Origin of the sequence: Streptomyces cahuitamycinicus (genome assembly GCF_002891435.1) — a bacterium.
GTDB lineage: Bacteria > Actinomycetota > Actinomycetes > Streptomycetales > Streptomycetaceae > Streptomyces > Streptomyces cahuitamycinicus.
In genome coordinates, this window is the sequence record NZ_POUC01000305.1 from 1 (window position 1) to 9942 (window position 9942).

The 9942-nt window shown below is 73.1% G+C and carries 8 protein-coding genes and 1 pseudogene; 2 read left to right on the forward strand and 7 right to left on the reverse strand.

What is annotated here, in order from left to right; all coding sequences use genetic code 11:
* Positions 1-164: pseudogene (locus tag C1J00_RS47175) on the reverse strand (protein phosphatase 2C domain-containing protein); the annotation flags it as partial.
* Positions 165-373: 209 nt separating this feature from the next.
* Here C1J00_RS47175 and C1J00_RS30595 point away from each other — a divergent pair.
* On the forward strand, positions 374-856 hold the full coding sequence (locus C1J00_RS30595; protein WP_102912241.1) for a DUF456 domain-containing protein: 483 nt from the start codon (positions 374-376) through the stop codon (positions 854-856).
* 4 nt (positions 857-860) lie between these two features.
* Here the strand turns inward: C1J00_RS30595 and C1J00_RS30600 are convergent, their stop codons facing one another.
* The 6 genes from C1J00_RS30600 to C1J00_RS30625 all read right to left on the reverse strand — a co-directional run bounded on the left by C1J00_RS30600 (position 861) and on the right by C1J00_RS30625 (position 8515).
* Positions 861-1355 carry a methylated-DNA--[protein]-cysteine S-methyltransferase gene (locus C1J00_RS30600; RefSeq protein ID WP_102912234.1) on the reverse strand — a complete coding sequence of 165 codons (495 nt, stop codon included), beginning with the start codon at positions 1353-1355 and terminating at the stop codon, positions 861-863.
* Complete coding sequence (locus C1J00_RS30605) at positions 1355-2764, reverse strand: DNA-3-methyladenine glycosylase 2 family protein (RefSeq protein ID WP_102912235.1); 1410 nt, start codon at positions 2762-2764, stop codon at positions 1355-1357. The genes C1J00_RS30600 and C1J00_RS30605 overlap by 1 nt, the downstream gene beginning before the upstream one ends.
* Before the next feature lie 255 nt (positions 2765-3019).
* The gene (gene rsgA / locus C1J00_RS30610) at positions 3020-4126 is read right to left on the reverse strand and encodes a ribosome small subunit-dependent GTPase A (protein ID WP_102912236.1); all 1107 of its coding nucleotides are present in this window, start codon (positions 4124-4126) and stop codon (positions 3020-3022) included.
* 208 nt (positions 4127-4334) lie between these two features.
* The gene (locus C1J00_RS30615; RefSeq protein WP_102912237.1) at positions 4335-5825 is read right to left on the reverse strand and encodes a cellulose-binding domain-containing protein; all 1491 of its coding nucleotides are present in this window, start codon (positions 5823-5825) and stop codon (positions 4335-4337) included.
* Between the two features lie 236 nt (positions 5826-6061).
* Positions 6062-7381 carry a radical SAM protein gene (locus C1J00_RS30620; RefSeq protein WP_102912238.1) on the reverse strand — a complete coding sequence of 440 codons (1320 nt, stop codon included), beginning with the start codon at positions 7379-7381 and terminating at the stop codon, positions 6062-6064.
* A gap of 126 nt (positions 7382-7507) precedes the next feature.
* On the reverse strand, positions 7508-8515 hold the full coding sequence (locus C1J00_RS30625; protein WP_102912239.1) for a hydroxyacid dehydrogenase: 1008 nt from the start codon (positions 8513-8515) through the stop codon (positions 7508-7510).
* A gap of 168 nt (positions 8516-8683) precedes the next feature.
* On the opposite strand from C1J00_RS30625, the gene C1J00_RS30630 reads away from it, so the two are divergent.
* A complete protein-coding gene (locus tag C1J00_RS30630) occupies positions 8684-9940 on the forward strand; it encodes a D-arabinono-1,4-lactone oxidase (RefSeq protein WP_102912240.1) in 1257 nt (418 codons plus the stop codon).
* The last annotated feature ends 2 nt before the right edge of the window (positions 9941-9942 follow it).

The window sequence follows — 9942 nt, forward strand, 5'->3', positions numbered from 1 at the left end:
GTCCGCTCCTCCGCCCCTCCTCCCACCGCTCCCGACGCCGACGCGAACCGGTCGTCCAGGGAATCGCGTGCCGGTGTGGGGCCCGTGTCGTCGGTGGAGTCGTCGTACAACTCCCTCCACCAGTCGTCCTCGTGGCCGGTGGGCCTTCCCCCCTGCTGACTCATGCCCTGATTGTCCACCGCACGAGCCGGATGAAAACGGGGCTTGTGGAAAAAACCGGCCCGTCGCGGGACGGTGAACGGCACGTCGAGTGATCCGTAGAACGGTCATACGAAAATCCGGGCCGGCGGGCGGCGGGCGGCTGACCTGCGGGTCTGGGCCACGGACACGCTTCTGACCTGCGCGTTTCCGCGTGTTCCGGCAGGCTGGTCAGATGGGAGTGTGGGACCTCCTGCTGGTCGGGCTGGTCATCCTGCTCGGGCTGTGCGGAGTGCTGCTGCCCGCCATGCCGGGATCGTTGCTGGTGTGGGCCTCGGTCATGTGGTGGGCGCTGAAGGATCCGCAGCCCGTCGCCTGGTGGGTGCTGGTCGGGGCCACGGTGCTGCTGCTCGTCTCCCAGGGGGTCCGCTGGGCGTTGCCGCCCCGGCGGCTGCGGATGAACGGCACCACCCTCCGCATGCTGGCCTGCGCCGGAGCCGGTTCCCTGCTCGGATTCGTGCTGATCCCCGTCCTGGGCGCTATCCCGGGATTCCTGGCCGGTGTCTACCTCTTCGAACGGACCCGTCTCGGCCGTCACACGGACGCGGTCGCCGCCCTGCGCACGGTCATGCGCGCGGGCGGCTCCGGCATCCTGGCCGAACTGTTCACCTGCCAGCTGATCGCGGCGGCCTGGGCGGGCGCGGTCCTCTGGGGCTGAGCCCTCACGCGGGCAGCACGCCCTCGTGCGTCAGCAGCCGCACCTTGCGGTCCAGGCCCCCCGCATAGCCGGTCAGCGCGCCGTCCGCTCCGATCACCCGGTGGCACGGGCGGACCACCAGCAGCGGATTCGCGCCGATCGCACCGCCGACGGCCCGCACGGCCGCACGGGACGCTCCGATGCGCGCGGCGATCTCGCCGTAGGTCGCTGTCGAGCCGTAGGGGATGTCGTCCAGCGCGGCCCAGACCTTCTCCCGGAAGGCGGTGCTCTCGGTCCGCCAGGCCAGGCGGAACTCCTTCAGTTCCCCGGCGAAGTACGCGGCGAGCTGCTCCCCGGCCTCCCGGAAGGGCCCGGGGTCCCGCCGCCAGTCGTCGCGCACCTCGCGTCCGCCCTTCTGGCCGGGCACGGACAGGGAGGTCAGCTCGCCGGCCGGGGCGGCCGTGAGGAGCAGCGGCCCGAGCGGGCCGGTCACAGTCGTCCAGTAGGTCGGGTCCGTCATCAGAACTCCCACTCCCCTGCTGCGCGCAGGTGGTTGACGGCGTACGAGCGCCAGGGGCGCCAGTGGTCGGGGACGTCATGGCCGGGGGGTGCCACGTCCGGGTCGCCGAGGGCGCGGGTACGGATCTCGGCCACCGTACGGGCGTCCAGGCCGGGCACGGCATCCAGGGCCTCCTGCGCGTCGTCCCGGTCGGCGCCCGGGTCGAGCCGTACGGCGTGGTCGGCGAGGGCGGCGGTGAGCGCGCCGAGGGTGCCGCCGGGCTCGGCCCCGGCGAGGACGGCCGGCTCGGGGAAGAGGTGGGTGAGGCTGCCGCAGGGGGCGTCGAGCATCTTGCCGTAGCGGCGGACGAGCCGTTCCGCCTCCGTGCGCCCGGTCAGGGCCCGCACCGCGAGTTCCTGCGGGTCGGCGGTGCCCGGTGAGCGCAGTCCGGGCCGGGCGCGGACCAGGGGTGCGAGCCGCGGGTCGGCAGCGAGGCGCTCGTCGACGGCGTAGGGGTCGGCGTCGAGGTCGAGCAGCCGCCGCAGCCGCTGGACGGCGGTGGTGAGGTCGCGCGGGTCGGTGAGGTGCAGCCGGGCGTCGAGCCAGCCGCCCGGGTGGGCGCCGGACCCGGTCCGGGCGGTGCCCGGGGGTTCGTCGACGGCGACGATGCCGGTGCCGTACGGGAGGCGGAGGGTACGCCGGTAGGTGCGGGTGCCGGGCGGGCCGCTCACCTCCTCGATGCCGGGCACGGCCTCGCGCGCCAGCAGGTCGAAGACGGGTCCGGCCCGGTAGGGGCCTCGGTGGGCGAGCCGGAGCGGGATGCCGGCGTTCGGGGTGGCCGCGCGGCGGCCCCGGCCGGCCTTCGGCGCGGCGGCGCGCAGCCGGCTGGGGGTCGACGCGTACACCGCCCGGATCGTGTCGTTGAACTGCCGCACGCTGGCGAAGCCCGACGCGAACGCGATCTCGGTGATCGGCAGCTCGGTGGTCTGCACCAGGACGCGTGCGGTGTGGGCCCGTTGGGCCCGGGCTAGGGCGACGGGCCCGGCGCCGAGTTCGGCGGTGAGCTGCCGCTGCACCTGCCGTGCGCTGTAGCCGAGGCGTCCGGCGAGCCCGGCGACGCCTTCCCGGTCGACCACGCCGTCGGCGATCAGCCGCACGGCCCGGCCCACCACGTCCGCGCGGACGTTCCACTCGGCGGAGCCGGGCACGGCGTCCGGGCGGCACCGCCGGCAGGCCCGGAACCCCGAGCCCTGGGCGGCGGCGGCCGTGGCGAAGAACCGTACGTTGGCCCGCTTCGGAGTGACCGCGGGGCAGCTCGGCCGGCAGTAGATGCCGGTCGTCTCGACGGCGAAGAAGAACACGCCGTCGAAACGGGCGTCGCGGCCGCGTACGGCCTCGTACCTGCTGTCTTCGTCCGTTGCCTGGTCCATCACCCGTCCAGTCTCCGCCGTCGGCCGGGCGGCCGCTGGCGGAAATCGGACACCGCGATCGCACGGAGACCGCGGGGCCGGACGCGATCGGACCGAAGCCCCGAAGCCCAAGGCGCGCGGGACGCGATCGAGCCGGGGCCGAGGCGGACAGGACACGATCGGGCCGAGGCCCGCGGGGCGGGACACGACCGGACCGAAGCCCAAGGCGGGCGGGACACGATCGGGCCCAGGCCCCGGCGGGCGGGACGGGAGAGGTCAGGAACGCCGGTGCGGGCCCCGCTTCGCCTCCATCGCGGCCTTGCCGATCGCCCCCTTCCGCTTCCAGTCCTTGCGGATCTCGGCCCGGAGGCGGGCATCGGTCTTGGCGACGATGCGCTGGTTCTCCCGCTGGAGCTTGCGGTAGCTCTGCAGCCGCCGTTCCGCCAGCTCACCGGTCTCGATGGCGGCCAGCACGGCGCATCCCGGCTCGGCCTCGTGGGCGCAGTCGTGGAAGCGGCAGCGCTCGGCCAGCTCCGCGATCTCGGAGAACACCTGCGAAACGCCGGTCTCGGCGTCCCACAGGCCGACGCCCCGCAGGCCCGGGGTGTCGATCAGGACGCCGCCGCCGGGCAGGGCGAGCAGGTTGCGCGTGGTCGTGGTGTGGCGGCCCTTGCCGTCGACGTCCCGGGTGGCCTGGACGACCATGACGTCCTCGCCCAGCAGCGCGTTGGCGAGGGTGGACTTGCCCGCGCCGGACTGCCCGAGCAGCACGGACGTCCCCCCGCCGACGAGCGCGGCGACCACGTCGAGCCCGCCCCCCTCGACGGAGCTGACGGGCACGACCGGCACGCCGGGCGCGGCCGTCTCCACGTCCTGGACGAGGTACGAGCGGGTCACGGCGTCGGGCACGAGGTCGGCCTTGGTGAGGACGACGACGGGCTGGGCCCCGGATTCCCAGGCGAGCGCGAGGAAGCGCTCGATGCGGCCGAGGTCCAGCTCGACGGCCAGGGACACCGCGATGACGGCGTGGTCGACGTTGGCCGCGAGGATCTGCCCCTCGGACCGCTGGGAGGAGGTGGAGCGGACGAAGGCGGTGCGCCGTGGCAGACAGGTGCGGACGTAGCGCGGGTTCCCGCCGGGTTCCACGGCGACCCAGTCGCCGGTGCAGACGACGCGCAGGGGGTCGTGCGGGGTGACGAACGCGGTGTCGGCCCGCAGCAGCCCGTCGGCGGTGACGACGTCGCACTGCCCGCGGTCGACGCGCACGACCCGGCCGGGGAGGAGGCCTTCGGCCTCGTACGGGGCGAACGCCTCGGCCCAGGCCTCGTCCCAGCCGTAGGGAGTGAGCGCGGTGGAAACGGATGAAGCGGAGGAGGAAGACAAGGGTGACCCTTCCAAGGTCGGCCCCCGGCCCGACAGTCGGTCGGATCAGCCGGCGGCCACGGAGGTGGACGTGATGAACTGGATGCGGGCAGCGCTCGTCGCAGTGACAGCCATCGGTCGACACCTCCTCTACGCTCGTCGCTTCTCTTCGTGGAACCGCCGTGTGTGCGGAACCGCCGTAACGCTATCCCGTCACGGCGGAGGCGCGTCAACTGCTTTTCGCGCAGGCGTGGCCGTTCAGCTCGAAGTCGTACGGCGGTGAGTTCTTGCCCCGCCAGGAGGAGATGAAGCCGAAGGCCAGGTCGCCGCCCGCGGGGACCGACTTGTTGTAGTCGGCGGCGGTGGCGGTGACGCGGGAGCCGTCCTGGGAGACGGAAGCGTCCCAGATCTGGCCGACCCGCTGGCCGTCCCGGAAGGACCAGGCGACGCGCCAGGAGTCGAGGGATTCGGCGCTGGTGACGGTGACGGTGGCCTGGAAACCGTCGGGCCACTGGTTGACCAGGTCGTACGCGACCCGGCAGACGGGGTCCGCGCTCTCGCCGGGTTCGGTCCGGGCGGTGGGCGAGGAGGTGCCCTGGGGTTGGGTGTGGCGGTTCTTGTCTTCCGAGGCGCCGGGCTTGCCGGGCTGCTTCGTGCCCCGGGTGGTCTGGTCGGCCGGCTTCGAGGTCGCGGGCGGCAGGGACGGGGCGGACGGCAGGGGCGGCGCGGGGTCGGCCACCGGCTGGCGGTCGACGCCCCCGGGTGCGCCGAGGTCGTCGCCGGCGCCGCCGAATGGCATCAGCGAGACGCCGAGGGCCAGCACGGAGACCAGGACCGCGGCGACGAGGAGGCCGTTGCGGGCGACGCGCGCCTTCTGCTCCCCGTCCCGCGGTTCTCCGGCCGCCTTGTCCGCGGAGCCGGGGCGGCCGACGCCGAGCCGCACCTCGGCGGCGCGGCGGCGGCGCTCCAGGTAGGCGAGGCCGCCCCAGCCGATCACGCCACCGGCCAGCGCCCCGGGCAGGGACCCGCCGTGCAGGCGCAGGCAGGCGGCGGCCTCGGCGCACTGCACGCAGGTGGCGAGGTGCCGGGAGAGGTCGTCCGGGGTCTCGGCGGCGGAGGAGCGGGTGACGGCGTCCAGCAGCCGGGCGTAGCTGCGACACCGGGCGTCCATCGGCGTGTCGAGGTGGTTGCGGTGGCAGCGGTCCCGGAACAGGGTGCGCACCTGATGGAGTTCCTCCGCGGCGCCGGCCGGGTCCAGGCCCAGGCGGCCGGCGACCAGGGCCGGCGGCAGCGCCTCCACCTCGGTGAACCACAGCAGTTCGGCGTCCGCCTGCTGGAGGTCGCGCAGGCCGCGCAGCGCGAGCGGTCGCTGCAGGGGCGGGCCGGTGTAGCGGGCGGCCTTGTCGGAGTTGAGCCACAGGCGCAGGTCGGGGTCGAGCTTGTGGCCCTGTCCGCCTTCCTCCCAGGCCGCGGCGGTGGTGCGGACGGAGGTCAGCAGCAGGGGTATGCGGGGCAGCAGGGCCGGGCGCCGGGCGCCGCGGACCTGGCCGGTTTCCGCGGCGCGGGCCTCGCGTATGCCGTGTGCGAACGCCTCGCGCCCGAGCTGTGCGGCAGCGGTGGAACCGGACGTGCACAGGTCCGCGTACGCGAGGACCGCGTCCCAGCACTCGGAGAACAGCGCGGCCTCGGAGGCGTCCTGAGGGGTCGGCAGGTCGGGCATGAGTCTCCTGCGTTCACAAGCGAGGTCAACTCACCACGTCGGCATTGGAGTTGGGGGGAACCTCGCGGCGGTGCAAGAGCTTTTCACGCCTCCCACACAACTGACAAGCGCCCTGTTCAGATATCACGACAGGACGGCCATACCCCCATGGCTCCGGCCTCGGAGTGTCATACGGGTACGGCCGCCCAGCGACTCGATGTCGCGCCGCCGGAAGGGGCGATGTCATCGAAGTGTTATCAAACGGCGGTGGGTTCGTCGGCCGGGAGGCTGTCCATGAAGGAACTGACCGAGAAGACCGCGTTGCCGGCGCCGGGCGGGCCGTAGCCGGGGGGCGAGGAGAGGCCGAAATCCTCCATGGTCTGCCGGTAGGCCTGGAGCAGGCGGATGTGGTACTCCAGCGGCGCGCCCTGCGGGTTGGCCTTGCCGAGCGGCGTCGTGGGCTCCGGGCACCAGGTGGTGAAGCGGGGCGTGATGCCGTGCGACATGAAGAAGCGCAGGCCCTCGGTGGTGGACGCGATGGCCTCGTCGACGGTCGTGAACCCGGAGGGCGCCGCCATCTCCACGCCGGCCACGAAGTTGGGGATGACGTTGCGGGCGCCGAAGACCTCGGCCGAGTCGAGGATGCGCTTGTGCCACTCGTCGCGGCCGACGTAACGCTCCTTGCCCGGGCAGTACAGCTCGAACAGGCGGCGGTCCCACACCTCGTAGTTGGGGTGGTAGATCTGCACGCCGTAGTCCTTGAAGCGCTGCACGTCGTCCTTGGGCAGCGCCTGCGCGACGACCTTGCCGATCCAGCGGCCCGGGAAGTGCTCCTCGATGGCCTTGGCGTACATGCCGTAGAAGTCGGCCTCGTCACGGCCCTGCAGCTTCGAGGTGATGGCACCGCCGGTGAGCGTGTACGCGGTCGACACCTTCGCGGTGTCGTACCGGTTGATGATGTCCAGCGCTTCCAGGACCTCGTCGACGTCCTTCACGCCCGTGTACGGCCGCCCGGCCGCCTTGTGCTGGCGCCAGTTGTGGTTGATGTCGCAGTACTGGCACTCCTCCTTGGCGCCGAAGTACTGGCAGACCCGGAAGACGGTCAGGTAGATCAGGTAGCCCCACTGGATGGTCGGGGCGACCTCCATGACCGACTTCCCGCTGGCGAGGGTGTGCCGGTAGTACTCGGGCATCGGCGGCACGCCGACGTCGGAGATCCGCTTGCCGTCGAGGTAGAGGCCGAGCACGCCGTCCTCGTTCGCCGCGACACGGTAGGGCGAGGCCGGGTTCACCCGCACCGAGACGACGGTGCGGCGCAGGTCGTACGGGCCGCCGGTGAGGATGATCTCCTCCGGCGGGCGGCGCAGCGCGGCCTCGCCCAGCTCGGGCAGGGTCCCGTGGTCGAAGGAGAAGATGAAGTACGACTTCGGCTTGACCTCTCCGCTCTCGTTGTCGCTGAGCGCGGACGGGTCGAAGGCGACGCCGCCGCGGAGCAGGTCCTCCTTGAAGACGGCCTCCCGCGGCACGTGCGGGAACCGCTCCATCAGATCCTCGACCAGCGCGGTACGGCTGCCCATCCCGTTGCTCCTCCCGGTTCGGACGTACGACTCCTCACGGTATGCCCACCGGTGTACGCGGCCGGTACCGGGTCCCCCTGAGCCGACGGAATGCCCCGTTCATGGCGGTCTGGCGGGTGCCGTGGGTCAGGCTTCGCGTTCCAGCGCCGCCCAGTCGACCGTGTACGCCGGTTCCTCCCCGGCCAGCAGCCGTTCCGCCTCCTGGGCGACCGTCAGGCCGAGCCGGGCCAGCTCGTTGCCCTGGGAGCCCGCGAGGTGCGGGGTGACGAAGGCACCGGGCAGGTCGTAGAGGGGCGAGTCGGCGGGGAGCGGCTCCGGGTCGGTGACGTCGAGGATCGCGGTCAGGCGCCCCGTGCGCAGCTCCGCCACGAGGGCGTCGTGGTCGACCAGCGCGCCGCGCGCGGTGTTGATCAGCACCGCCCCGTCGGGCATCAGGGCCAGCTCACGGCGGCCGATCATGCGGTGGGTCTCGGGCGTCTCGGGGGCGTGGACGGTGACGATGTCGGACGTGCGCAGCAGCTCGTCCAGGGGCAGCAGGGGGGCGCCGAGCGCTGCGGCCTGCCGTTCGTCGACGTACGGGTCGCTGAGGACGGGCCGCAGGTCGAAGGGGCGGAGCAGTTCGAGGACGCGGCGGCCTGTGCGGGAGGCGCCGATGACGCCGACCCGGCGGCCGTAGTTGCCGATGCCGGGGATGACGCCCCAGCCGGCGGAGACGCGGGCGGTGCGCATCCGGTCGCGGGCGGCGAGGACGTCCTTCCCGGCGAGCAGGATCATGGCGAGGGTGTACTCGGCGACCGGCAGCGCGTTGGCGACGGCCGCCGAGGAGACGGCGATGCCGCGCTCCCTGAGGGCGACCGTGGCGAAGGACTTCACGGATCCGGCCGAGTGCAGCACCGCACGCAGCCGGGGAGCGGCGTCGAGCACCGCCTCGTCCAGCCGGGGGCACCCCCAGCCGGTCACGAGGATCTCGGCCCGGGCCAGCGCGCCGAGGACGCGTTTGTCGGTGAAGTCCTGGGCCACGAGGCCCGGTTCGATGTCCACGGACGTGCGCAGCCGGGCCAGCACCTCGGGCGGGAAGACCTGCGGCACGTTCTCGGGGGTCATGGCGAACAGTGCCTGGGGGCGCTGGCTCAAGGAGGTGACCTTCCGGCTCGGGGACACGAGAAGCGGATGCGATAGAAACCGCTCTCTACGATGCCCCACGGTAGGCGGAGCCGGGCGGCGACGGCAATGGACGGCGGGCCGGGGTAGGTTCCGGCGGGGGCTTCCCGGTCCCCGCTGCCTCGGGGAAGGACGACGTGGATGAACGAGACCGTGACCAACTGGGCGGGCAACATCACCTACGCGGCCAAGGAACTGCACCGGCCCGGCTCGCTCGCCGAGTTGCGCGCGCTCGTCGGGGGCAGCGACCGGGTGCGGGTGCTGGGCAGCGGGCACTCGTTCAACGAGATCGCCGAGCCGGGCCCCGAGGGCGTCCTGCTGTCGCTGGCCGGCCTGCCCCCGGAGGTGGATGTCGACACGGCGGCCCGGACGGTCCGGGTCGGCGGCGGTGTGCGCTACGCGGAACTGGCCCGCCGGGTGGACGGGCAGGGCCTCGCGCTGCACAACATGGCGTCCCTGCCGCACATCTCGGTGGCCGGGTCGGTCGCGACCGGCACCCACGGCTCGGGGGTGCTCAACGGGCCGCTCTCGGTGTCCGTGCGCGAGGTGGAGCTGGTCACGGCCGACGGCTCGGCGGTGACCATAGGCCGGGACGAGGAGCGGTTCGGCGGCACCGTCACGTCACTCGGCGCACTCGGGGTCGTCACCGCGCTCACCCTGGACCTGGAGCCGGCCTACGAGGTCGAGCAGCACGTGTTCACCGAACTGCCGTCGGAGGACCTGGACTCCGGTGTGTTCGAGACGGTGATGGCGACGGGGTACAGCGTCAGCCTGTTCACCGACTGGCGGGAGCCGGGCTTCCGGCAGGTGTGGCTCAAGCGGCGCACCGACCAGCCGCTGCCCGCCTTCCCCTGGGCCGCTCCCGCCACGGAGAAGATGCATCCGGTGCCCGGCATGCCCGCGGTCAACTGCACCGAGCAGTTCGGTGTGCCGGGGCCGTGGCACCAGCGGCTGCCGCACTTCCGGGCGGAGTTCGTCCCGAGCAGCGGGGCGGAACTGCAGTCGGAGTACCTGCTCCCGCGCGGGCACGCCGTGGAGATGCTGCACGCGCTCGACGCGATCCGGGAGACCGTGGCCCCGGTTCTGCAGACCTGCGAGGTGCGCACGGTCGCCGGTGACGACCAGTGGCTGAGCCCCTCCTACGGGCGCGACACCGTCGCGGCGCACTTCACGTGGGTCGAGGACACGGATGCGGTCCTGCCGGTGGTGCGGCTGGTCGAGACGGCACTGGCTCCCTTCGGGGCCCGGCCGCACTGGGGGAAGGTCTCCACGGTGCCCGCCTCGGCCCTGCCCGGGCTGTATCCGAGACTGGGCGACTTCCGGGCACTGACGCAGGACCTGGATCCCCGGGGGAAGTTCACCAACGCGTTCGTACGGGGTGTGCTGGCCGGGGCGTAGAG